The organism is Xenophilus sp. Marseille-Q4582 (assembly GCF_916700565.1).
Lineage (GTDB): Bacteria > Pseudomonadota > Gammaproteobacteria > Burkholderiales > Burkholderiaceae_C > Xenophilus.
In genome coordinates, this window is sequence record NZ_CAKAKO010000001.1 from 492,836 (window position 1) to 514,606 (window position 21,771).

20 protein-coding genes are annotated in these 21,771 nt (G+C 66.5%); 9 read left to right on the plus strand and 11 right to left on the minus strand.

Annotated elements, in window-relative coordinates; genetic code table 11:
* Window positions 1–281 precede the first annotated feature (281 nt).
* The 4 genes from LG388_RS02370 (at window position 282) to LG388_RS02380 (ending at window position 3,525) form a co-directional block, all read left to right on the plus strand.
* On the plus strand, window positions 282–1,442 hold the full coding sequence (locus LG388_RS02370) for a YhcG family protein (RefSeq protein WP_225781236.1): 1,161 nt from the start codon (window positions 282–284) through the stop codon (window positions 1,440–1,442).
* On the plus strand, window positions 1,439–1,561 hold the full coding sequence (locus tag LG388_RS26610) for a hypothetical protein (protein ID WP_255632131.1): 123 nt from the start codon (window positions 1,439–1,441) through the stop codon (window positions 1,559–1,561). The genes LG388_RS02370 and LG388_RS26610 overlap by 4 nt, the downstream gene beginning before the upstream one ends.
* 139 nt (window positions 1,562–1,700) lie before the next feature.
* A complete protein-coding gene (locus tag LG388_RS02375) occupies window positions 1,701–2,438 on the plus strand; it encodes a hypothetical protein (RefSeq protein ID WP_225781237.1) in 738 nt (245 codons plus the stop codon).
* Window positions 2,439–2,481: 43 nt separating this feature from the next.
* Complete coding sequence (locus tag LG388_RS02380) at window positions 2,482–3,525, plus strand: relaxase/mobilization nuclease domain-containing protein (protein ID WP_225781238.1); 1,044 nt, start codon at window positions 2,482–2,484, stop codon at window positions 3,523–3,525.
* 256 nt (window positions 3,526–3,781) lie between these two features.
* On the opposite strand, the gene LG388_RS02385 is transcribed toward LG388_RS02380, so the two are convergent.
* Entirely contained in the window at window positions 3,782–4,816 is a 1,035-nt protein-coding gene (locus LG388_RS02385; protein ID WP_225781239.1) for an IS630 family transposase, read from the minus strand.
* 53 nt (window positions 4,817–4,869) lie between these two features.
* Between LG388_RS02385 and LG388_RS02390 the strand changes: the two genes are divergently transcribed.
* From LG388_RS02390 to rmuC, 5 genes are all read left to right on the plus strand, one after another.
* Window positions 4,870–4,995 (plus strand): WYL domain-containing protein, encoded by a 126-nt coding sequence (locus LG388_RS02390; RefSeq protein WP_255632137.1) that lies wholly within the window; start codon window positions 4,870–4,872, stop codon window positions 4,993–4,995.
* Between the two features lie 90 nt (window positions 4,996–5,085).
* A complete protein-coding gene (locus LG388_RS02395; RefSeq protein WP_225781241.1) occupies window positions 5,086–5,364 on the plus strand; it encodes a hypothetical protein in 279 nt (92 codons plus the stop codon).
* A gap of 10 nt (window positions 5,365–5,374) precedes the next feature.
* Window positions 5,375–5,554 (plus strand): hypothetical protein, encoded by a 180-nt coding sequence (locus LG388_RS02400; protein ID WP_225781242.1) that lies wholly within the window; start codon window positions 5,375–5,377, stop codon window positions 5,552–5,554.
* Window positions 5,555–5,763: 209 nt separating this feature from the next.
* The gene (locus LG388_RS02405; RefSeq protein WP_225781243.1) at window positions 5,764–9,156 is read left to right on the plus strand and encodes a TM0106 family RecB-like putative nuclease; all 3,393 of its coding nucleotides are present in this window, start codon (window positions 5,764–5,766) and stop codon (window positions 9,154–9,156) included.
* Between the two features lie 27 nt (window positions 9,157–9,183).
* Window positions 9,184–11,202, plus strand: coding sequence for a DNA recombination protein RmuC (gene rmuC, locus LG388_RS02410; protein ID WP_225781244.1), 2,019 nt, complete (start codon window positions 9,184–9,186; stop codon window positions 11,200–11,202).
* Between the two features lie 66 nt (window positions 11,203–11,268).
* Here the strand turns inward: rmuC and LG388_RS02415 are convergent, their stop codons facing one another.
* From LG388_RS02415 to LG388_RS02460, 10 genes are all read right to left on the minus strand, one after another.
* The gene (locus LG388_RS02415) at window positions 11,269–12,504 is read right to left on the minus strand and encodes a zeta toxin family protein (RefSeq protein ID WP_225781245.1); all 1,236 of its coding nucleotides are present in this window, start codon (window positions 12,502–12,504) and stop codon (window positions 11,269–11,271) included.
* Window positions 12,501–12,995 carry a hypothetical protein gene (locus tag LG388_RS02420; protein ID WP_225781246.1) on the minus strand — a complete coding sequence of 165 codons (495 nt, stop codon included), beginning with the start codon at window positions 12,993–12,995 and terminating at the stop codon, window positions 12,501–12,503. Before LG388_RS02420 ends, LG388_RS02415 begins: the two co-directional genes overlap by 4 nt.
* Before the next feature lie 126 nt (window positions 12,996–13,121).
* Window positions 13,122–13,829, minus strand: coding sequence for a TraX family protein (locus tag LG388_RS02425; protein WP_225781247.1), 708 nt, complete (start codon window positions 13,827–13,829; stop codon window positions 13,122–13,124).
* Between the two features lie 88 nt (window positions 13,830–13,917).
* A complete protein-coding gene (locus tag LG388_RS02430) occupies window positions 13,918–14,553 on the minus strand; it encodes a phospholipase D family protein (protein ID WP_225781248.1) in 636 nt (211 codons plus the stop codon).
* Window positions 14,540–15,646: an LPD7 domain-containing protein gene (locus tag LG388_RS02435; RefSeq protein ID WP_225781249.1), complete on the minus strand. Its 1,107-nt coding sequence runs from the start codon at window positions 15,644–15,646 to the stop codon at window positions 14,540–14,542. The genes LG388_RS02430 and LG388_RS02435 overlap by 14 nt, the downstream gene beginning before the upstream one ends.
* Before the next feature lie 30 nt (window positions 15,647–15,676).
* Entirely contained in the window at window positions 15,677–17,593 is a 1,917-nt protein-coding gene (locus LG388_RS02440) for a type IV secretory system conjugative DNA transfer family protein (RefSeq protein ID WP_225781250.1), read from the minus strand.
* Window positions 17,586–18,728 (minus strand): P-type DNA transfer ATPase VirB11, encoded by a 1,143-nt coding sequence (virB11, locus tag LG388_RS02445; RefSeq protein ID WP_225781251.1) that lies wholly within the window; start codon window positions 18,726–18,728, stop codon window positions 17,586–17,588. The genes LG388_RS02440 and virB11 overlap by 8 nt, the downstream gene beginning before the upstream one ends.
* Window positions 18,697–20,091 (minus strand): type IV secretion system protein VirB10, encoded by a 1,395-nt coding sequence (gene virB10 / locus LG388_RS02450; protein WP_225781252.1) that lies wholly within the window; start codon window positions 20,089–20,091, stop codon window positions 18,697–18,699. Before virB10 ends, virB11 begins: the two co-directional genes overlap by 32 nt.
* Window positions 20,088–20,927 (minus strand): P-type conjugative transfer protein VirB9, encoded by an 840-nt coding sequence (gene virB9, locus LG388_RS02455; RefSeq protein ID WP_225781253.1) that lies wholly within the window; start codon window positions 20,925–20,927, stop codon window positions 20,088–20,090. The genes virB10 and virB9 overlap by 4 nt, the downstream gene beginning before the upstream one ends.
* The gene (locus LG388_RS02460) at window positions 20,924–21,655 is read right to left on the minus strand and encodes a virB8 family protein (protein ID WP_225781254.1); all 732 of its coding nucleotides are present in this window, start codon (window positions 21,653–21,655) and stop codon (window positions 20,924–20,926) included. Before LG388_RS02460 ends, virB9 begins: the two co-directional genes overlap by 4 nt.
* Window positions 21,656–21,771: the final 116 nt, after the last annotated feature.

Sequence of the window (21,771 nt, forward strand, 5' to 3'; positions counted from 1 at the left end):
TCGCTCTTCACTCGGGGCACGAAAAAATCTGCGTGACCGCATCGCATTCGGCATGCCGAACACCTGGTGCTGAACCGACGAGGTGATGTCCGGCGGGAGAGGCGTGGTGCGCCGTCGAGCGGGTGAGCCTTGCATGTTCGGCGTGCCGAACGCGGATCCGTGTGCTGGATGGAGGGCCGGTAAGGTGGCCCCTTTGAAGCCGAGGTCGAGCCCGCGAAGCTCGTGCCGCGGGCTCGGCGCCCACGCGCAGACCCTGCCATCGACTGCTCTACAGTTCGCGCATGACCTCCCTGCGCACCCTGCCGGCCGACTACGGAGCCTTCATCGAGAAGCTCAAGCAGCGCGTGGGCGCAGCGCGCCTGGCTGCGGCCCGATCTGTGAACCGGGAGCTGATCGCGCTGTACTGGGACATCGGGGAAGCGATCCTGCGCCATCAGCAGACGCAGGGCTGGGGTGAGGCCGTGGTGGAACGCATCGCAGCGGATTTGCGGGCGGCCTTTCCGGGCATCCAGGGCTTCTCGGCCCGCAACGTCTGGGACATGCGCCGCTTGGTCGAGGCCTATACAAGGCCCGAATTTCTGCGACAAGCCGTCGCAGAAATGCCGCGCCCGAAGGCAAGCCGGCGCGCGCCCGCCACGCCCGCGTCGACGGAACGGGCGGCCGCGGCCTCTCTGCGACAACTTGTCGCAGAGGTTCCCTGGGGTCATCACCTGCTGATCCTGGGCCGGACCCAGGAGCCGGCGCAGAGCCTGTACTACCTGCAGGCGACGGCGGCAATGGGCTGGAGCCGCAACGTGCTGCTCAACCAGCTCAAGGCCGGCGCTTTCGAGCGCTCGCGCGCCGAAGGCAAAAGCCACAATTTCCCGCAGGTGCTCGACAGCCACCTGGCCGAACAAGCCGAGGAAGCCCTTAAGAGCAGCTACAGCCTGGAGTTCCTGGGCATTCGCCAGGCGGTCAAGGAGCGCGAGCTCGAGGACCGGTTGATCGACAGGCTTCGCGACTTCATCCTGGAGCTGGGCTATGGCTTCTGTTTCGTCGGGCGCCAGCATCGCCTCACGCTCGGACGAAAGGAATACTTCATCGACCTGCTGTTCTATCACCGCTTCCTCAAGGCGCTGGTCGCGGTCGAACTGAAGGTCGGCCCCTTCGAGCCCGAGTACGCAGGCAAGATGGACTTCTACCTGAATCTGCTCAACGAGAAGGAACGCGCCCCGGACGACGCGCCCTCGATCGGCATCATCCTGTGCGCAGAAAAGGACAGCCTGGAGGTCGAGTTCGCGCTGCGCAGCAAGACCAACCCGATCGGCGTGGCCGAGTACCACCTGCAGCCGCGACTGCCGCACGATCTTCGTGGCAAGCTGCCGTCGCCGCGCCAGCTTCAACAGGTCGTGCGTGCGGCGCTGCCTGCGTCGCCCGTAGTCGACAAGGGATTCAAGAAGTGACCATGACACGCGACCCGCGCGGCATGCCGGCCGACCATCCGTGGTGCGAGCTGCTGACGAAGCTGCGCTACAGCCACATCACCATGCACGATGTCCTCACGCGATTGGCGGGATGCTGAACGCGCCCACGCGATCGCTGCCACACTGATCCGAAAGCGACGTGTTCGGCATGTCGAACATCTGCATGGAAGGGGTAGGTGTCGGCATGCCGAACACTCTTGCGTGCGCGCCGGCGCGTGATGCCGGGGACTGTTCGGCATGACGAACAGGGGCGATGCCGAAACCTGGGTTGGCGCGTGGGCGGTTGCGATGCGAGGATGCGCGCGGGCGATCGAACGAAGTGTCGGCATGCCGAACGCGGAGTCCTTGTGCGGTGTTGAGGGCAGGATAGACTGGCGTCAGACATTGTTTACACCCCTGGTGTTCGTAATGGCCAACGCTCCTCGATCCGCCGTGATCTCGATGCGGTTGCCTCCCGATGTGAAGGCGAGATTCGCTGCGCTGGCCGCGCGTCACCACCTCACCGAGTCGGGCCTGCTCTCCAAACTCATCGACGAAGTGCTGCGCTCGAACGTACCAGGCGCAGTTGCTTCAGGGCTGGCTGCCGATGTGAGCGACGCCGCGACGGACGCTGCGTCGGAGGACCGCATCACGCTGCGCCTTCGTCATGGCGACCGTATGCGCGCTGCAGAGCGCGCCGGTGCGCGGGGCATGCGGACCGGTACGTACCTGGTGCTTCTCATCCACAACCACGTGCGCGCCGCAGACGTGCTGCCGCCTCAAGAGCTGGACTTGATCAAGGCGGTGGGTGCGCAGCTGGCCGCACTGGGAAGGCAGCTGCGAATGTTCGACATGCCGAACACTTTGACCGAACCCGCAGCATCGGAGCTGCGTGATCTGCTCGCGCATGTGCGCCACGACGTTGAATCGGCGCGCGAAGCAGCGGCGGCGGTGGTGCGCCGCAACCTCATGAGCTGGGAGGCGGGTCATGCCTAGGCGGATGGTGAGATCGCGCCCATTGGGTGGCGGCGATCGTGACATGGCACTGGACGTCGTGAGCCATGGCCGGCGCGGTCCTGGCGGTGTGCTGCGCTTTGGTCCGGAGCAGATCCAACAGATCAAGCGCACAGTCAGTCACACGCCCGAGGTGATGGTGAAGGTCTCGGGCGGGGGTCGCGACTTCGGCGGTGTCCGCGCCCACCTCAAGTACATCGGTCGGCACGGCAAGCTGCCGTTGGAGACGGACGAGGGCCTCATGGTTCAAGGCAAGAATGCGGCGCTGGAGATCGCGCAGGACTGGCATCTCGATCAGTGTCGCAGCCAGTACCGGTCGAAGCCCGCGGATGGTGAGAAGGACACGCGGCCAAAACTCGCGCACAACATCGTGCTGTCGATGCCCGCGGGTACACCGCCGGAGAAGGTGTTGGCGGCAGCGCGCATCTTCGCGCGCGAGAACTTCGGGCTGCAGCACCGGTACGCGATGGCGCTGCACACGGATCAGGCGCACCCGCATGTGCACCTGGTGGTCAAGTGCGAACACGAATTCGAGCCGGGCAAGCGCCTGTACATCCGCAAGGCGACGCTGCGCCAGTGGCGCGAGCAGTTCGCGGCCCTGATGCGCGAGCAGGGAGTGGCGGCCAACGCGACGCCGCGGCAGATCCGCGGCCAGGTGCACCGACCGCAGCGCGACCCCATCCACCATCGGCTGCGGGCGATGCGCGCGTTCGGGCAACTGGATGCCATGGCGCGCAGCCAGCGCGCCACGCCAAAGCCGTCGACCTTCATGCGCGACAAGGTGATGACGATGGTCAGCGCGCTCAAGAGCGGTGCGGGCGTGCTCGCGCAAGGAAAGGACACCTTGCAAGGCACGCGCGACGCGGTCCGTGACGACTGGCAGGCAACCGCACAGACGCTGCGGCGCCAGGGCTGGGGCGACCTGGCGGCGCAGATCGACCGATTCATGGCACAGATGCCGCCGGTGCAGACGGATGGAGAGCGGCTGGCCGAGCAGTGGCGGGTCTGGCAGCGCACCCCCACGCCGGAGCGCTCGCGTCCTCGTGTACCCGATGAGCGAAGTCGATAGGGAGCTCGCTTTCGTGGTCGCAGGAAAGCAGTTACGGGCCGCTTTCTCGATCGGGTACGAAATCTCGTGCGTGCACGTCGACTATCTGTGAGGGCAAGGCCGACAAGCGCGCGGTACTGAAGTTCAACCCGATCCGGGCCCAGTACGTGTCGCTGGCTGGAGCGGTGGCACACCAAGCAGACCTTCAAGTGGCTGGACGACGGTAGCTACGTTCTTGAAGTGCCCTATTTATTGATCCGGCCTCAATGAACTTGACTCAAGCCGCATAGCGTACCGTGGCGTGCTCGAAGTACTTGCGGATGCGCTCGGGCTGGCGTTGCACGCTGCGAAGGTGCTTGGCTGTGGCTTTGGCCAGTTGCAGCTTCGTTCGCGCCGGTGCCAGCTTCGTGACCGCCTGCTTGATATCCGCATTGGCCATCTCATCCGGGTTCAACTCCGGGCTATAGCTCGGTAGGTAGAACACCTCGATGGCATCGGCATGCTCGGCCAGCCAGGCCTTGACCGGTTTGGCATGATGCACCCGCAGGTTGTCCAGGATCAGGAACACCTTCTTGGTCTGTCCCTTGATCAGCCGGCGCAGGAAGTCGATCAGGATTGTGGTGTTGAGCGCCCCGTCAAAGATGCGCCAGCGCATCTGCCCTTTGTTGGTCACGGTGGAGATGACCGACAGGTTGTGGCGCTTGTTGTTGACCCGCACCACCGGCGTCTGGCCCTTGGGCGCAAAACCACGGCCGCGTACATCGTCGCTGCGCAGTCCACTCTCGTCGCCCCAGTGAATTTCGGCTCCCTCGGCCTTGGCCCGCGCGGCAATGGCGGGGTAGTCCTCGTCGAGCCACTTCTTGACCGCCGCCGGTGACTGCTCGTAGGCCTTCTTCATCGGCTTTTGCGGCGTGAAGCCCCAGCGCGCCAGGTACTTGCCCATGGTGCGCACTTGCAGTCGCAGCCCAAAGCGCTGTTCGATGAGTTGGGCCACAGCGGCGCGGGTCCACAGCGCGTAGGGCATCTTGAGCTGATCGGGCGTCTTGTCGGCGATGAGCTTGCGCACCAGGGCCTCCTGGGCGGGGTCGAGCAAGCGGTTTTCGCCGAGCTTGCGCCCGCCAATGGCGTCGTGCAGCGCCTTGGCACCGAGCGCCTCATGGCGTTTGCAGATGTTGAAGACGCCTGTGCGACTCAGGCCGGTGAGCGCGGCGATCTTGTCGTAGGTGTTGCCGGCCTTGCGTAGCCGGATGACCTGAACCCGGCGCTCATGCCGCGCTTCGTGGCTCAACGATCTCATGTCAGTTGCTTGCATGAATCCGAGTTGGGGGCGGTGCAGATAAATTCAAGTGCACAAGGGCCGAATCAATAACGGACCAGGAACTCGTCATGGACGTGCTGCGCTTTGGCGCAGATGTTGAGGTCCTGAGACCGCCCGAGCTGCGGGATGGGGTGGCCGAACGGTTGTGCGCCGCAGCAAAACTCTACGCGTAGCAGCTGGCCGATTGGTAGCTCATTCTGTGAACTACCGGCCTTTCAGAATATCCCTCACGCCTGCTGTGTAACGTGGGCATGGAGTTGGGAATGCAGATCAATTTTGCGCATCTTCGGCAACCCGCCGTCAGCGGCGGTTGGGTCAACTTCGCGGTCTTCGACGCCCGGTCGAGCAGCGGCACCACGAGCACCAACAGCGAGCTCCTGGAGCAACTGACGGCGCGGGCCCGGGCGAACCAGTTGCGGATTGACCAGTCCGCTTTGGCCTTCAGCGCCAACGGCCGTATTCAGTTCTTCGGCAGCAAGCACCTGGTGGAGTTCCTCTCCCGCAGCGGCTTGCCCCGCTGGACCCACACTCTCAACGTTTAAGGAGCCCATCATGGCCAAGAACGCACCTGTCGGCGACAACGCCCGCCGCGGCGCCGTCCGCGACCGCTCACAAACCTACAACCCGGTCACCGAGACCTGGACGAAGCGCGATACCGGCAACGGCCGCTTCATGGACCAGAAGCAGGACGGCACGCCCTTCAGGGGCGTGCGCAAGGAGCGCGGCAAGTAGACCTGCTGCACAGTGGGGCGGGCTGCTGACGCTCGGCCCGGCCGCGATTCCGCCAGCCTGACCTCGCCGGCTTGTCCGTCGGCTGGGTGCGGTCCGGCTTAGCGGCGACGTATTCCAGATTCGTCCGGTGCCTTCCCGGTCTAGAAGGGTTCGTTTCCCCTGGACGGCATGGAGTTTGTGTAACAGAATAGTTACAAAAATGGAGGGATATGCAGAACCGAGGCTCGAGGCGCCTGTACGCCGCAACTGATCTGGTCAATTTCCTCGAGTGCGAGCACCTCACGTCGCTCGACTTGCAGAACCTTCAGACGCCGCTGCTGCGGGCTGAAGTTGACGAATCCACCCAGCTCATCCAGCAGAAGGGCTATGAGCACGAGGGCGCGTACGTCCAGCACCTGCGTGACCAGGGGCTGAACGTCGTCGACATCGCCGAAGGCAACGACAGCCTAGAGGCTAAAGTGGCCGCCACGCTGGACGCGATGCGCTCCGGCGTCGACGTCATCTTCCAGGCCACGCTGCTGCAAGGCGAGCTGGCCGGCTACGCAGACTTCCTCATCAAGGTCCCCCGGCCGTCGGCCCTGGGCGACTACAGCTACGAGGTGTCGGATACCAAGCTCTCGCGCAAAGCCAAGGCCAAGTTCCTGGTGCAGCTGTCGTTCTATTCGAAGCTGCTGACCGTGGCGCAGGGTGTCGCGCCCTTGTACATGCACGTCATCCTGGGAGACCGCTCCCAGAAGACCTATCGCTGCGCAGACTACGCCCACTACTTCGAGGCGCTGCTGCAGCGCTTCCTTGATCGCATGGACGCGCAAGGTAAGACGACCTATCCGGAGCCATGCAACCACTGTGACCTGTGCGGCTGGATCGACATCTGCAAGCAGCGCTGGCTTGCCGACGACCACCTCAACCAGGTCGCCAACATTGCGCGCGGCCAGATCATCAAGCTCCGGGCCGCGGGCGTGGACACCATGGCCAAGCTTGGGGAGTTGGCCAAAGGCACGCTGATACCCAAGATCCAAGCCGGCACGCTGGAGAAACTGCGGCACCAGGCCTTCCTGCAGGACAAAGCCCGACGGACCGGCGAGCCCATCGTGGAACTGCTCCCCGTTGAGGCAAACCGCGGCCTGCTGCGCATGCCCGAGCCGAACGCCGGGGACATGTTCTTCGACATGGAAGGCGACCCGCTCGAAGAGGGCGGGCTGGAATATCTGTTCGGCCTGTACTTCTCAGAGGGCGGCAAGTGGGAGTTCAAGGGTTTCTGGGCCCACAGCCGCCAGGAGGAATGCGCCGCCTTCGAGGCCTTCGTCGACTTCGTCGTGGCCCGCCTGAAGGCCTACCCGGGCGCCCACGTCTACCACTATGCCAAGTACGAGGAAACCGCCCTCAAGAAGCTGATGACGCTGCATGCGACGCGCGAGGCCGAGGTGGACAACTGGCTGCGCCGCGGCGTGCTCGTCGACCTCTACCAGGTGGTGCGCGAAGGCATCATGGTCTCGGAGCCGCGCTACTCCATTAAGAACATCGAGCACTTCTACTTGGAGGCGCGCGAGGGCGACGTCACCAACGCCGGCGCCAGCATCGTCTGGTACGAGCGATGGAAGGAAACCGGTGATCCCGCGCTACTGCAATCCATCGAGAAGTACAACGAGGACGACGTCCGCTCTACGCAGGAGCTGCGCGACTGGCTGCTGAAGCTTCGGCCAGTTGGCCTACCGTGGGCCGAGCCTCGCATCCCCACCAGCGGCGCAAGCAGCAGCGCCACCACGTCGGAGCCCCTGACGGAGGCCGAAGCCCGACTCGTGCCTTATCGGCAGGCCCTGGTTGGGCCGCTGCCCGAGGACCGGCTGACCTGGACCGCAGAAGAGACGGCACGGGAACTCACCTATCAGCTTCTTGACTTTCATCGCCGGGCCGACAAGCCCGACTATTGGGCGATGTTCCAGCGCATGGAACTGTCCGAGAACGAGTTGCTGGAGGACCCTGAGTGCCTGGCCGGCTTGGTGGCGGATCCCGACTTCCCGCCGGAGGCGGTGAAGAAGTCCACCGTCTACACCTTCCTGTACCCCGTCCAGGAGACGAAGCTGCGCCACGGCAGCAGCATCACGCGGGCCGATACCGGTGAGGGTCTGGACAAACTGGAGATGGACAGCGAAACGCGGCGGGTGCGCATCAAGTTCGGCCCGTCCAAAGAGCGTCCGCCCACGCGCCTGAGCTTGGGGCCTGGCAGCCCCATCCAGACAAAGTCGATCCAGGACGCGCTCTTTCGCTTTGCTGACACGGTGATCGGCGGCAGCCACAAGTACCCGGCGCTCGAAAGCGTCCTGCGCCGCGGCGTGCCGTCGATCGCCGGCAAAGAGCCCAATGCGCCCATGATCGCCGGCAAGGCCACCGTCGAGGCCTGCACGGCCGTCGTGATGGGCATGCAGAGCAGCTACCTGTTCATCCAGGGGCCGCCAGGCGCCGGCAAGACCTACACGGGTTCTCACGTGATCGTGGCGCTGCTCGCGGCCGGCAAGAAGGTCGGCATCACGTCCAACTCCCACAGGCCCATCAACCACCTGCTGGAAAAGGTCGTGGAAGTGGCCAAGAAGCAGGGCGTGTCGTTCAACGGGGTCAAGAAGTCGTCCAAGGACGACGACTCGGCCTACCCCGGCGATGGCATCGAGAACATCTACGACAACGACGCGGTGTTTTCCTGCGGTGCCCGGCTGGTGGCGGGCACGGCCTGGCTTTTCTCACGGCCGGATGCTGACCAGTACCTCGACTATCTCTTCGTCGATGAAGCCGGCCAGGTGTCCCTGGCCAATCTAATCGCCGTGGGCACCAGCGCTCGCAACCTGGTGCTGCTGGGCGACCAGATGCAGCTCTCGCAGCCGACCAAGGGCGTCCACCCGGGCCGATCAGGCGACTCGTCCCTGGACTACCTGTTGGATGGCGTGGCCACGATCGCGCCCAACCGCGGCATCTTCCTGGAGACGACCTGGCGCATGCACCCGGCGGTCTGCAGCTTCATTTCGGACGCGGTCTACGACTCGCGCCTCGAACCCGAGGCCAAGAACGAAAAACGGGTGCTGGTGCTCCGTGATGACGCCCAGCCGCTGCTCAAGCCGGCCGGAATCGTGTTCGCCCCCGTGGACCATGAAGGCTGTTCCCAGCAGAGCGCAGAGGAGGCCGATCTCATCAAACGACTGTACGAGGACCTGCTGTCTCAGCGCTACACCGCTGACGATGGCAGCGTGCACCCGATCACGCCCAAGAACATCCTCGTCGTGGCACCGTACAACATGCAAGTCAACCTGCTGCGCGAAGCGCTGCCTGCGGATGCGCGGGTTGGAACGGTCGACAAATTCCAGGGGCAGGAAGCCGAGGTCGTGCTTATCTCGATGACGACCTCCAGCGAGGCCGAACTGCCCCGCTTCATGGAGTTCCTGTTCAGCAAAAATCGCTTGAACGTGGCCGTTTCGCGCGCCAAGTCCTTGGCCGTGCTCGTCGCCAACCCTGCGCTGATGACCATCAAGTGCTCCACGCCGGAGCAGATGGGCCTCGTGAACACCCTGTGCTGGATCGCGTCGGTGGGTGCCGACCGAGCCGCCCATTCTTGACCTTGATGACCCGTTTCGGGCGAACCCATGGCTGATTCTCAAGTGATGTTGTACGTACTCCTCGCCCTGACCGGGCTGTCGCTCGTCGCCTGCATCGCACTGATGCTGCGCAAGCCTAAGATAGAAATACCACCCGAGCTCAGCACCCGGATTACGCTGCTGGAGCAAAGCGTCGTTCGCGTGGTCGAAGGGCAGGGCCGGCTCGAAGGCGGGTCCCAGAGCGTCGAGCGTAGGCTGCAGGCTTTCACCGAGGAGATGGCCGCCGCCTTCGCGTCGTCACGCCAGGTGCTTGACGAGCAGCTCGGGCGCACCTTGGAAGAGTCTCGGAACGGGCGCGTGGAGCTCCAGGCAGCGTTCCAGAAGTTCGAGGAGCGCTTGGACGGACGGATTTCCGCCCTGGATCAAAAGCTAGGCAGCCGCTTCGCCGAGTTCCAGGAGACCATCGCTCAAGGTCTGGCGGCCAGCCGCTCCGCGGTCAACGAGCAACTCAACAACGCGCTTGAAGAATCGCGCAGTTCTCGTGCCGAGCTGAAGGAAGCATTCGGCCGATTCGAGACCAAGGTGGAGCAGCGGCTGACCAGCCTGGACGGGTCCATGACAGCGCGGTTCGAGGCCTTGCAGGGGGCGCTGTCGACGCGGCTGCAAGAGTCTGCTCAGGCGCTGCTGACCCAGCTTGGCCAAGCCAACACCGAGGCCACGGCGGGCCGGGCCGAGGCTACGCGGACGCTGACAGCCTTCCGCGAGGAGCTTGCAGGCGTGCTGCGCACGCTGGCCGAGGAGACTGCCAGATCCCGACAGGCGGCCGCGGAGAATGCGACCGCTTTCGAAACCCGCATGCAGGAGCGCTTCGACGCGCTCAGCGCGGTTGCCCGTCAGACGCTGGAGTCATTGAAGGCCGACGTGGTCGATCAGCTGAAGGCGATGTCTTCAGCCATGAAGGACCAGCTCGAGGGCAACGGCACACAGATTCGCAATCAGTTCTCAACCCTGCAGGAGTCGGTGAGCCAGAAGCTCCTCGCCGTCTCGACGGCGAACCAGCAAAGCTCCGACCAGATGCGCGTCACGCTCAACGAGCGGCTGGCGGCCATCCAGGAGGACAACGGCAAGAAGTTGGAGGAGATGCGTCGCACGGTCGACGAAAAGCTGCACGCAACGCTGGAGCAAAGGCTGGGGGATTCCTTCAAGTTGGTGAGCGAGCGGCTCGAGCAGGTCCACGCCGGCCTGGGCGAGATGAAGATGCTGGCCGGCAGCGTGGGCGACCTCAAAAAGGTCATGACCAACGTACGGACCCGCGGCACCTGGGGCGAAGTGCAGCTCGGCGGCATCATCGAAGGACTGTTCACCGCGGATCAGTTCCAGAGGAACTTGAAGACCGGGGCCGGCAACAGCAACGAGATGGTCGAGTTCGCAGTCCGCATTCCCGCCCCGGCTGACGAAGCGCCCGTTTGGCTCCCGATCGACTCGAAGTATCCCGTCGAGCACTACCAGAAGCTGCTCACGGCCCACGAAGACGGTGATCGCCTCGCCATCCAGGCTGCATCGGCGGCCTTCGAGTCGTCGCTAAAAGCCGAGGCGAAGAAGATCTCAACCAAGTACATCCGCCCACCGCTGACCACGGACTTCGCCATCATGTTCCTGCCGACTGAAGGCCTCTTCGCGGAAGCCATGCGGTTCCCAGGATTGCATGAGCAACTGCAGGTCGACCTGCGCGTCATCATCGCGGGACCAACCACACTCTCAGCGCTGCTGAACAGCGTCCGCCTGGGTTTTCGGACGCTGGCTATCGAGAAGAGATCCTCGGAGGTGTGGAAGGTGCTGGGGGCAGCCAAAGCCGAGTTCAAGAAGTTCGGCGACATCGTGGACGCGACCAAGAAGTCCATCGACCAGGCTGCGAACAAGTTCGACGAACTGGGCCGCCGCACGCGAGCCATCGAACGCAACCTGAGCGATGTTCACGAACTCCCCAGCGCCGTGTTGCCGGCGGCTCCCGCACTGGAGCTCGCCGGGGAGTTTTCGAGCGAAGGGCCAGAGGCCGTCGCGGCGTGAGCTCAGCGGCGCTGGAGCGCTTCAAAGTCTCCCAGCGCTTTGTCGATCCGGGGCCCTCTGGGCGGACTACCGAGTGGGAGGCTCCTCGGTCGGCCGTTCCTTCGCCGTTGGCTCTCTGTCCGGTTGGGTTCTTGCCTTTCCCTGCGCCTTCATTTCCATCGCCTTCTGGCGCGCGATAATGCGCGCCATGTCCCCGCGCTCGATGCGCTGCGCGATGTTCTCGCGCGCGTGGGTCAGCAGCCGGGCGGCCTCCCTGGGTGGGAAGCGTTCGGATTCGAGAACCGCCTCGCCCAGCGCGGCGACGGCACGCGCCAGGTGCGGGAACTCCTTCTCGAACTCGAAGCGGTTCATCACCCGGAAGGCCCCGGCCTCGCGCGCCCACTGCAGCATCTGTCTTGCGTCGGGATCCTGCTCGCAGCGAGCGGCGGCGTCGTTGCGCCAGATGACCGTGCGCCCGGCGATGTCGCGCGGAACCGCCGGGTCGCCGGTCAGGCGCTGCACCAGCGTTTCCCAACGCATCGCGTACTGGACCAGTTCCCTGGCATCGGGGGCGCGGTCCAGATGAATCCGCAATGTCTCGGCGGCCCGGGGGGCACGGTTGAGCACGCCGTCGATCACCCGGCTCTCGTACAGTTGGGTGCCGCTGCGCGTGATCACCCGAAGGCCGTCGACCATGCGCTCGTGCTCCAGGCGGCCCAGGAGGCTGCCCACATTGCTGAAGGCCAGTTCATGGGCCTGGATGGAAGGCGCTTCGGCGCCGAGCCCCGCGCGGCGGCGCATCTCGTAGCGAGCCAGCATGGCCAGGCGGCTTTCTTCGCGGGCGGTGGCCACGAAGACCGCCTGGACGGCGTAGCCGCTGCGCCGCAGGTCCGTCGCGAGCCTGGGGACGGCCTCGATGTCCGTGGTCTCGACCTCGGCGACCAGGTTGAGGCGCCTTATCTGGACGTCCGAGACGAAGCGGTCGAACCAGGCCTGGCAATGGGCGGTCACCAGGGCAGCGGCCGTCGGGGCCACGTCGCCGCCGGCCGCCCACAGCGGGTGGTATGCACGCAGGCGGTTCAGGGACACGTGGGCGGCGGTGTCCACGGTCTGCATCAGTTGCTGGCGCAGCATGACCGACGCGTAAGTAAGGCCCGCGCCGGGTTGTCCGGCGATGACCATGGCCACAGGGTGCTCAGCAGGCTGCGCACCGACCAGGAGGTCCGGTGCAACGCATCGCTCGTACAGGCGCCGCAGTTCGCGCTCGGAGGGCGTGGGCGCGTCAGGGGCGGATGCAGGCCCGAGTTCCGGGGTGTGCGTCACGGTGCGCCCCTTTCCTTGCGATCCGCGGTGTTCTGTCCCCCCCGATCCGGCTGGGGTCCGAACCGCTGCAGGATCGCTTGGACGGCGCCGGCATCGGCCGGGTCGAGCGTGGCGAGGACCCTGCGGGCCTCGTCGCGCTCCTGGGTCAGTTGCTGGATCCGACGTGCATCAGGCTCGACCCGTTCAGCCGCCGCCTCGATCTGGAGCGTGTGGGAGGCGATGTACTGGTTGACCAGCGCGAGCGCCAGTTCGGCGTCCAGCACGGTCTTCATCGAGTTCCACTGCCGCTCTTCGTATTCGTAGAAGGGCCGGGCGGCTTGGCCTGTGGGCCGCTGCCCGCCGCGCTCAATCGAGAAGTCGCCGATGCGCACCGCCTCGGTGAGCATCATGCGGACCACGTCGGGCAACTCCATGCCGAGCGACCTGGCCATCTTGTGCGCCTTGTCGGCAATGGCGCGGTCGATGCGGATGCGGAGTTGGGTGCTGTCCATGCGAGCGTGAGTTATAGCAGGGCGTCATGTTGGGCGGCTGGCATCGGGAGGGATCTGGCGCAACGAGGACGGCCGCCTGGAGTCGACCTGCGAGGCTGGCCTGCGTGCGGCGCCGCGGCAGGCGCACTAGCGCGTCGCCAGGAAGAGAGCCAACGCTGTGAGGTGGGCCGGGTAGAAGGCGTAGAAGACCCAGCGGCTGCGGCGCAGCGGGATGTCCACCTGCGTGGCCCCCCAGATCAGCGCCAGGGCGACCAGCGCGGCGAAGTTGCCGTTGATGATGGCCAGGGAGGCCGTGCCGAGCGCCCACAGCGTGAAGCGGCCGGCCGTGGGCTGGCGCACGAAGGCCCATGCGCCCAGGCAGCACAGCAGCGCCGGCCACCAGAACTCCACCAACGCCCCGCCGATGACGAACGCCACGACAGCCAAGAGCCGATGTCCCTTGCCGCCGCGCTCGAGCAGGTAGACGACCAGGGTGGCGACGAGGAGCGTGCAGAGGATGTTCAGCGGCCACCATCCCACCAGCGAGGCAAAGGCGGGCGTCGCCAGGGCGCCGAAGATTGCCAGCCGTTTCATGACCCGCCGGTGTAGACCGCTGGCCAGGGCGCTGGGGCGGGCCAGGTTGAACATCAGCACGAAGCCGAAGACCGGCATCACCATGCGCCCGAGGGCATAGAGCGTCGTGCTGGATTCGTGCAGCAGGTACTTGTTGACGTGGTCGCCGGCCATCAGAACCAGGGCCACCCATTTGAGCGCCTCCAGCGAGCCGTCCGAAATGGCCCACGCGAGGCGATCGGGCGTGCCGGGAAGCGCCCTCGTCGACGAAGTTTGCGGCATGGGATGAAGGGTGCCTGCGCGCGGGTGTACCCGGGCCGTGGCTTCAATAGGCGGGAGGCAATTCCGTGCCCTCGTCCCAGAGCCGCCGCTATTCGCGGCCGTACCGGGCGGCCAGGTTCGGCGCGTTGCCCACTACGAGCACGTTCTCGGCGTTGTGCCCGGCGGCCGAGGCGGTGTAGTTGAAACTGCCGGTCTGCACCACGGCGCCATCCACGACGATGAACTTGTTGTGCTGCAGTGCGTAGCGGGCGTTGACTCTGACCGGCACCCGTTCGTTGGCGAGAAATCGCGCGGCCGAATAGCCCTTAGCCGCCTCGCCGGCGTCCACCACCACGAATACCTGCACGCCGCGGCGCTGGGCATCGCGCAGCGCCGTGGCCACCGGCTTGCTCGTGAAGGAGTAGGCGGCCACCAGCAGCGTGGCCTTCGCGCCCCGGATCGTGTCCAGCACGAGGCGCAGGGCGTGGCCGGGCGTGAACGCTACAGAGTAAACGGGAGCGGAGGGCGCTGGCGCGGTCGCATCCGTCGCGCCGATGGAAGCGACGGGCCCCTGCGCCACCGCGCGCAACGGCTGCGTGATGACGCCTGTCATCTCGGCGTGAGCCGCGAGGCCGCGCAATGACAGCCCGGCCAGCAGAATGCACGCGAAGAAGGCAAAGCCATGGGGTCCGGCGGCGCGATGGAAACGAAGCACCCAGCGTTCCTGTGGTCTAGCTGCGTTCATGGATCGGCTCCTCGCGACGACGGCCGCCGCGCTGGCGAACCTGTCGTTGGCTCGGCCGCATCTTGCGCTCGGGAAGGTGGAGGGTGTGGCCCTGCTCGACGGCCGCGGCCATGCGCTCGCGGATGGCCTCCACCAGCCGTTCCTGGGAAGGCCCGTCCACCGTCACGCGCCGGGCGTACTGCTCGGCCAGCTTCAGGCCTGCGGCCGCGGTGGCCAGGGTCGGAGAATTGTCCAGAGATGCCGCGGCCAGGATCTCGCCTGTGCGCAGCAAGCGCGCCTGGCGCTGCAGCTCGCGCAGGTGCTCGGGCGTCTCGATGCGCCAGCGGGCGCGCTGAGCGACGATCTTCCGTTCGCCGATCAGCTCGCCCGCGTCGTTGCGTGCCGGCACGCGCAGATTGACAGGGTGGGTACCGTGCTGCGTGAGCACGATCGCGTCCCCGATGCGCGGCTGCGACGCCGACTCGGCCAGCGCCCGTTCCAGGTCAGCGCCCCAGATCATGCGCTCGCCGACCTCGGTGCGCACCGTCACGTAGAAGGACATGCGCTGCTCGGGGTGGAACTGGTACGGCGCCGCGGCGGCGGCGACCAGCACGCCGTTAATCGGTGGACGCGGGCCATCGCGCCGGGAGCGCGGTTCCCTAGCGCCGTCGCGGTCCACCGAAGCTTCAACGGGCTGATTCCGGTTCCGCGCGCGCTCGGCCTGACGGAACTCGGCTTCGATCGGCGCATAGCCTTGCGCCTCGATCCCCCGCAGCGCCGCCTCGCGCCACATACCCTGGCGGAAGGCTTCGGTGCCGCGCAGCTCGATCACCCGCCAGCCCCTGGCCTCGGCGATGGCGATGACGCTGTGCATGACCTCGCGGTTTTCCGTGCGCACGCGGATGCGGCTCCCGTCGTCGATGAAGGCGAGCGTGCGATCCGGGAAGAAGTAGCGGTCATCGACCTTGAGGTAGCGGCGTTCGATGGCATCGGGGACACGGGGATGCGCATGACCGATTTGCGGTGTGTCGCCCTGGATCGAACCGGCGAACTCGCTCAGCCCTGCGCCAGGACTTCCGCTGCCCGCCTGCTCGTGCATGGATGGATTCGCCATGTCGACTCCTTTCTCGGTTTCGCAAGGGGGTCAATCGAGCAGCCGCGAGACGAACTCGTCGGCGTGGCGCTTGATGTCCTCGTCGCTCAGTGGCTCGGTGGGAATCTCGACGTCGTCGAAGTCGAATGAGAAATCGTCCAGCTTCAGCGCGTCGCTCATCACATCGTTGGCCACGGGTGCATCCTCCTTCGACAGCACCTGTCCCCCACCCGCCGGGGTGAGGTGGGTGATGGCACTGGGCGCATCGGTGGGCGCGTCGTCCGCGCCGGTGGCCGGCGCCGCGGCGGCGGCTTGGCTGGCACCCTTTACATCCAGCCTCGGTACGGCCGGCGGGGCCAGTTCTCGGCGGGCGAAGGACTTGTCCTTGAAGTAGCGGATGCGGTGCGCGAGCACGGGGCGCAGGCCTTCGCAGAAGAGGATCATTCGCTCGGGGCCCAGCTCCTTGACCTCCTGCGGCAGCAGCAGGCGACGGGGCTGCTCGCTGATGCTCACGGTTGCGGCCTTTCCGGTGCCGCCCCACAGGGGCCGGCTGATGTTCTTCTGACGCACCGTGTAGGTACCCAGCTCGCGCGAGATGGCCTCGGCGTCCTCGTACTCCTTTGGCGGAAAGACAATGCGCGCGGCGAGCATCTTGCGGATGGATTTCGCCCCCTCGACGCCGTACTTCTCGACCAGCTGCGAATTGGACTGGACGATGATGACCGTGCGCACGTTGTAGCCGGGCAGGAAGGCCGTGGATTCGGCGATCACGGGGATGCGCCCGAGCGCGGGGAACTCATCCAGCATGAGCAGCAACTGGTGCTTGAGCGCCGGGTTGTTCTCCGGCAGCTCGCGCGTCTGCAGGCCGATCGCCTGCTGGAAGAACAGGTTCAGCAGCGGCTGCAGCCGGGCGATGTTGTCCGGATTGATCTGCACGTAGATGGAGACCGGGCGCTTGCGCAGATCGCGCAGATCGAAATCATTGGCCGAGGTCGCCGCGTCGATCATGGGGTTGAGCCACAGGTCCAGCCGGCTCGTGAAGGTCTTGCGGATGCTCGAGGCGGTCGTGGGTGCCAGGTCGATCACGTCGTAGAGGCTTTGCACCGCCTCCTGCGACAGCGGGTAGCCCGCGCGTTCGCAGGCGTCGATTACGCGCTTCCAGTGCTTCTGGAAGCCCTCGGCATCGCTGGCCATGCCCTGGCGCAGCACCTCCCCGAGCGTGCGCGTGGCACCGGGTGCTTCGAAGAGGTACAGGGCGATGCCCAGGAACAGGGACCGCGCCGACGATGTCCAGAAAGGATCGCCCGTCAGCGGGTCGGGAAAGAGCATCGTGGCGATGCGCTGCAGATCGTCGATGCAGCGGTAGGGCTCTTCCGCCACGTAGCCGAGCGGGTTCCAGCGGGCGGAGCATTCCTTCTCCGACAGCGGATCGAAGAGATGAACCTCCTGGCCATGTGCTGCCCGGTATCCGGCGGTCCGGATGAAGTTCTCGCCCTTGATGTCGCTCACGATCGTCGAGCCGGGCCAGTTCAGGAGGTTCGGCACGACGACCCCGACGCCCTTGCCGCTGCGCGGTGGGGCTTCCAGCTCCACGCCTTGCTGGCCGGGCAGCACCAGGTAGCGTCGGCCGAGGCGCCCTAGGATGATGCCGTGCTCCTCGAGCAGTCCGGCCTGCTCGATCTCGCGGCGGCTGGCGAAGCGCGCCTCGCCATGCAGCGGGCGCCTGCGCGGGAGCATCGCGAAGCCCACCAGGCCGAGGCATAGGCCCTGTGCCCCGACGAGGGTCGTCAGCAGGGTGCGGCGTACGTCCGGACGCTCGCCGTACGCCTGCCAATACTGGTGGATGGTCAGCAGCGAAGCGTTCTGCGGCGGCAGCTTCATCGCCATCAGGAAGGCGTAGCCGGCCGTGTACAGGCCGACCAGCGCTGCCACCAGCAGCGCGACCACGATCTTGAAGGGGCTAGGCAAGCCCTCTGAGCTTGGTGCCAGGGTCATACCAGATCTCCCGCACGACGCGCGGGCTGCCGGTGGCGCTGCGGTCGCGCGCGCATTGAACGACGATGTCCACGCTCATCTGGGCCAGTTCCACCCCCTCGCGCGTCGTCATGCCCTGGCCGGCCTGGCTGCGCTTCATCAGCTGGGCCAGCGCCACGAAGGCCATCTCGGCGCTGTCGGCATGCACGCTGGTGATGGAGCCGGGGTGGCCGGTGTTGACCGACACCAGATAGTCGTAGACCTCCTCTCCGGTGCGCAATTCGGAGACGAAGACGCGATCCGGGCGCTGCCGCTTGGCGCTCGCGAGCAGCTGCCCGGGCGTGACCTCGGCCTGGCCCTGCGCGCCCTGCGAGTAGAAGAGACGCACGTGGTTCGGCTGGTTGCGCAGCGACAGCTCCTTGACGTCTTCGATGGTGATGAGGCGGTCTTCCGGCGGCACCTCCAGGATCAGCGCCTTGCTGACCGTGGTCTTGCCCGAGCCGGTGGCACCGGAGAGGAGGATGTTCTTGCGCAGGTGCACGGCCCGGCGCAGGAACTGAACGAATTGCCGTCGTGCCAGCAGGGTCGTCAGCTCCCGGCCCTCGGGCGAGAGCTCCTCCCTCTGCGCTTGTCGCGACGCGATGTCGGGAATGCTGCGCGTGGAGCCGAAGATGCCCATGGCCTCCAGTTGCTCCAGCGTCCAGAGGGCATTCGAGGGGCGTCGGATCGTGATCGAGACGGTGCGATCGAGCGTGGCCGGTGGCAGGACGATCTGGATGCGCTCGCCGCCGGGAAGGGTGGCCGACAGGAGGGGCTCGTTGGCCGACACCCGCTGGCGGGTGAAGTTGGCCACCAGCTTGGCGATGGCGACGCACCAGTCGTAGGAGGCGAAGGGGAGTTCCTCACGGAGCCAGCCGGACTGCCGCTCCACGAAGGCCGCCCCGGGCTCGTTGATGCAGATCTCGGTGACCTCGGGATCCTGCAGCAGCCGGGCCAGTGGACCCAGGAAGAGCGCGAGGGAGGACGGTGCCTCGTCCGCGGGCCGAGACGCTGGCGCGAGCGCCCGTCCCGCAGCAGCCGTCGCGCCGTCTTCGCGGTCAAGGGGTTGCCGGTTCGGTTCGAAGCGCATAGACGCTCCTGAAGTCCACTTCGCGGGCGACCAGGATCTGGATGCGCTCGCCCTGGTTCTTGATGACGGTGGGCGGAATGGCAACCGTGCTGCGCAGCACTTCCGCGATGACATCCCGGCTGCCCTGCGGAGCGATCACGGCGCCGCCGCCGCTGCCGATTTGGGTGCCGCTTTGCTGGTGGGCGGCGAGGGCCGCCATCGTGCCGTCGATGACGGAGATGAGGATCGCGGCACCGAAGCGCTCCCAGAAGTGGGTGTCGACGAAACCAGGCAGGCCGTTGCGGCCGAGCTCGTCGGTGCCGGGGGAGGCGAGTTGCACCACGACGCCGGTGGGGGTGCGCGCCTCGTTCCAGACCACGAAAACGCGGCCCTGACCCTGCCGGGGCGATCCGCGCTGTTCACCCACGTACTTGGTGCCGCGCTCCAGAAGGACGACCTTGCCGTCGGCGCCGTAGATGTCGCTCGCGCCGATGCAGGTGGTCATGCCCTCGTAGGTCGAGTCGATGGCCGTCTCCAGCGTGCAGTCGATGAAGGCACCCTTGGGCAGCAGGAGGCGCCGGGTGGGCAGTGTCTGGGCCATGACGGCGGGTGTCGGGGTGGGCCTGAGGTTCGCGGCCAAGCTGCTGCCGATCGGACCCGCGGTGGGACCCGCGGCGCCGTTGGGGCTCTGCATGGCACTGACCAGCTGGGCGACGTTGGGCATGACGGGAAGGCCCGCGGGGCCGGATGGCCCGGGCACTGCGCCGGCGGCTGCATACGGGCCGCCACCGGTCGGCGACTGGGCCTTGCGAAGCACCGGGGCGCCGAGCTGCCGTTCCAGTGTCAGTTGCTCGGGCGTCTTCTGGGGTGGGCCGCCGGGATTGGCCGAGGCCAGCGGTGGGGCAGGGGCTGGACTGCCGGTGGAAACGGGCGCTGCGTCGATCGGCGCCCTGGGCGGGTCGATGCGGCCGAGGGGTGGGACCTTCATCTCGCCGCCGGCGCGCGCGGCGGCGGCCCTGCGCGCCGACTCCTCGGCATCGCGCGTCTTGCTGTACTGGGTGTTGTAGTACCAGAATAGAAAGCCCCCGCCCAGCAGGATGATGGTGGCCAGCGCCAGGCCGCCGCTGATGCGCGACTGGATGGAGCGCTCGCGATTGACCGAGGGAATGGCCCGCTCACCCTGCACCGTGGCGGCGCCAGCATCGCCGCGCTCGCTACCTCTGCCAACGCTGCCGGGACCCGGCCGCGTGGTGCCGCGCACCGGAAGGATTTCCCCGGTGTCGGCGTCCACATGGCGACCGGCAGCTTCGTTTTCACCGTGCGGGCGCTGCTCGGCGGTGTCATCCGCATCGCGTGGCCCATGCTCACGACCCAGCCAGCTCATGGTTCGCCCCCCACAGTGGATCGTTGCACGCCAGGCGCGCTGGTGTTCGTGGCCGTGCGCGCGCCGCCGCCGGCGAAGGACCGATTGACGACGCAGCCGACCAATTGGCCGCGGCGCAGCACGAAGCGGCGCGCGACCCGATGGATCACGATTTCGTCGTCCTCGACATTGAAGTTCAGCAGCGACTCCGATCCGTCGTCGTTCTGCACGAACATCGCCGGAAATTCGGAGCGGGCCTGGAAGCGCAGGCGCGTCTGCACGCCGTCGTCGTAGGCGCTCATGGGCCTGAGCGACTCACTACCGCAGAACCAGTAGTTCATGTTGCGCGGCCTGTCGGAGGCCTGCTTCATGCGTGCGTCCGTGCGGCGGCGCTCGGCCTCGGCCGCCAGGGCCCGGGCTTCGTCCTCGGGATAGGTGAAGCGGATCGAGTAGACCATGCGCCGCGCGGCGGGGCCGACAGGGGCGCTGGCCGACACCACGTAGTCGAAGTGGTAGGCCCGGCGGTTGGTCAGGACCGTGAGGTTGGTCGACGCACGGGCTTCCTTGGGCTTGATGAAGAAGTGGTTGCGCTCGGCGCCTACGTCGAAGGCGGCGTTGTCGCCGGAGCCCAGGTTGACGAATTCCTCGCCCTCGGCGAACTGCAGGTGGATCTGGTAGCCCACGTACCCGTGCAGCGTGACAACGTCGTCGGGGTTGTAGGCGACCGTGCGCACGCGGGCGTCCACCTTGCCGGCCGGCGGCAGCGTGGCGGCGACACCGGACGGGACGCTCAGGCCGAGGCTGCACGCCAGCACCGCAGCGGGCATCCATCGGGAAAGTGCGGCGCAGGCCCTCATCGCGGCTCCGGCTTGATGGGCGGCGTCGCCGCCACGCCTGCGGCGGCGACCTCGGGTTCACGCCGGTACTCGACGACGCGAAAGCCCAGCGGGTTGAGCGAGCGCCACTTGTCGTCCCTGGAGGGCTGGACGTAGGCGAACTCGATGGTCGAGACCCAGTGGCTCGCCTGCTCGTCGCCGGTGCCGCCCGTGCGGGTGTAGCGGGTGAAACGCACCTGGGCCAGCTTGTCCTTGCCGCTGTCGAGCTTGAGGAAGGTGACGGAGCGCACCTGCGTTCGGATGGCGGTGCCGTCCTTGTAGACGTTCAGGGGCGACAGCGGATTGTTGGTGGTCCACAGGGCGGCCCACTCCTGGTTCAGGCGAGGCGAGTTCTGGGACGCGACCAGTTCATAGTCCGCTTCGGCGGTGCCGTAGAAGTAGCGCTCCCTGGCGATGACGTAGTTCTGCAGCAGGTTGCGGGTGACCACCTGCTCGATGTCGGCAGTGCCCTGATAGGTCGGGACGACGTCCACGATGCCGCTGCTGCTGTCCACGCGGATGACCACGGGAACAGGTTGCTTCAGGGGCGTGAGCCCGGTGACTGCGGCAACAGCCAGGAGCGCGGTTGCGCCTGCGATGCCCGCGACTGTCCAGGCGATCCTGGCCGAGCGCTCCGCGTGGCGAGCGCGGTCGAGCTCCCAGCTCCGGGCCTCCTTGAGGTACTTCTCAAGCGCGGGGTCCCGGTTCATGAGGCGCTCCAGAGGTCGCCGAGGACGGGTTGATGGGTGTGAGCGGGCCCTGGCACTCCGGCGGCAGGGGCGGGCGGGTGCCGCATGCCGCCAGAAGCAGGGCCAGCGCGAAAGAC

What these genes read in the sequence shown, in the direction of transcription:
- LG388_RS02400 (WP_225781242.1), top strand. Translation starts at nt 5,375, where the DNA reads ATGGCCAAGAACGCACCTGTCGGCGACAACGCCCGCCGCGGCGCCGTC.
- LG388_RS02370 (WP_225781236.1), top strand. Translation starts at nt 282, where the DNA reads ATGACCTCCCTGCGCACCCTGCCGGCCGACTACGGAGCCTTCATCGAG.
- virB9 (WP_225781253.1), bottom strand. Translation starts at nt 20,927, where the DNA reads ATGAGGGCCTGCGCCGCACTTTCCCGATGGATGCCCGCTGCGGTGCTG.
- LG388_RS02385 (WP_225781239.1), bottom strand. Translation starts at nt 4,816, where the DNA reads ATGCAAGCAACTGACATGAGATCGTTGAGCCACGAAGCGCGGCATGAG.
- LG388_RS02375 (WP_225781237.1), top strand. Translation starts at nt 1,701, where the DNA reads ATGACGAACAGGGGCGATGCCGAAACCTGGGTTGGCGCGTGGGCGGTT.
- virB11 (WP_225781251.1), bottom strand. Translation starts at nt 18,728, where the DNA reads ATGCGCTTCGAACCGAACCGGCAACCCCTTGACCGCGAAGACGGCGCG.
- LG388_RS02420 (WP_225781246.1), bottom strand. Translation starts at nt 12,995, where the DNA reads ATGGACAGCACCCAACTCCGCATCCGCATCGACCGCGCCATTGCCGAC.
- LG388_RS02425 (WP_225781247.1), bottom strand. Translation starts at nt 13,829, where the DNA reads ATGCCGCAAACTTCGTCGACGAGGGCGCTTCCCGGCACGCCCGATCGC.
- rmuC (WP_225781244.1), top strand. Translation starts at nt 9,184, where the DNA reads ATGGCTGATTCTCAAGTGATGTTGTACGTACTCCTCGCCCTGACCGGG.
- LG388_RS02435 (WP_225781249.1), bottom strand. Translation starts at nt 15,646, where the DNA reads ATGGCGAATCCATCCATGCACGAGCAGGCGGGCAGCGGAAGTCCTGGC.
- LG388_RS02460 (WP_225781254.1), bottom strand. Translation starts at nt 21,655, where the DNA reads ATGAACCGGGACCCCGCGCTTGAGAAGTACCTCAAGGAGGCCCGGAGC.
- LG388_RS02395 (WP_225781241.1), top strand. Translation starts at nt 5,086, where the DNA reads ATGCAGATCAATTTTGCGCATCTTCGGCAACCCGCCGTCAGCGGCGGT.
- LG388_RS02430 (WP_225781248.1), bottom strand. Translation starts at nt 14,553, where the DNA reads ATGAACGCAGCTAGACCACAGGAACGCTGGGTGCTTCGTTTCCATCGC.
- LG388_RS02380 (WP_225781238.1), top strand. Translation starts at nt 2,482, where the DNA reads ATGGCACTGGACGTCGTGAGCCATGGCCGGCGCGGTCCTGGCGGTGTG.
- virB10 (WP_225781252.1), bottom strand. Translation starts at nt 20,091, where the DNA reads ATGAGCTGGCTGGGTCGTGAGCATGGGCCACGCGATGCGGATGACACC.
- LG388_RS02405 (WP_225781243.1), top strand. Translation starts at nt 5,764, where the DNA reads ATGCAGAACCGAGGCTCGAGGCGCCTGTACGCCGCAACTGATCTGGTC.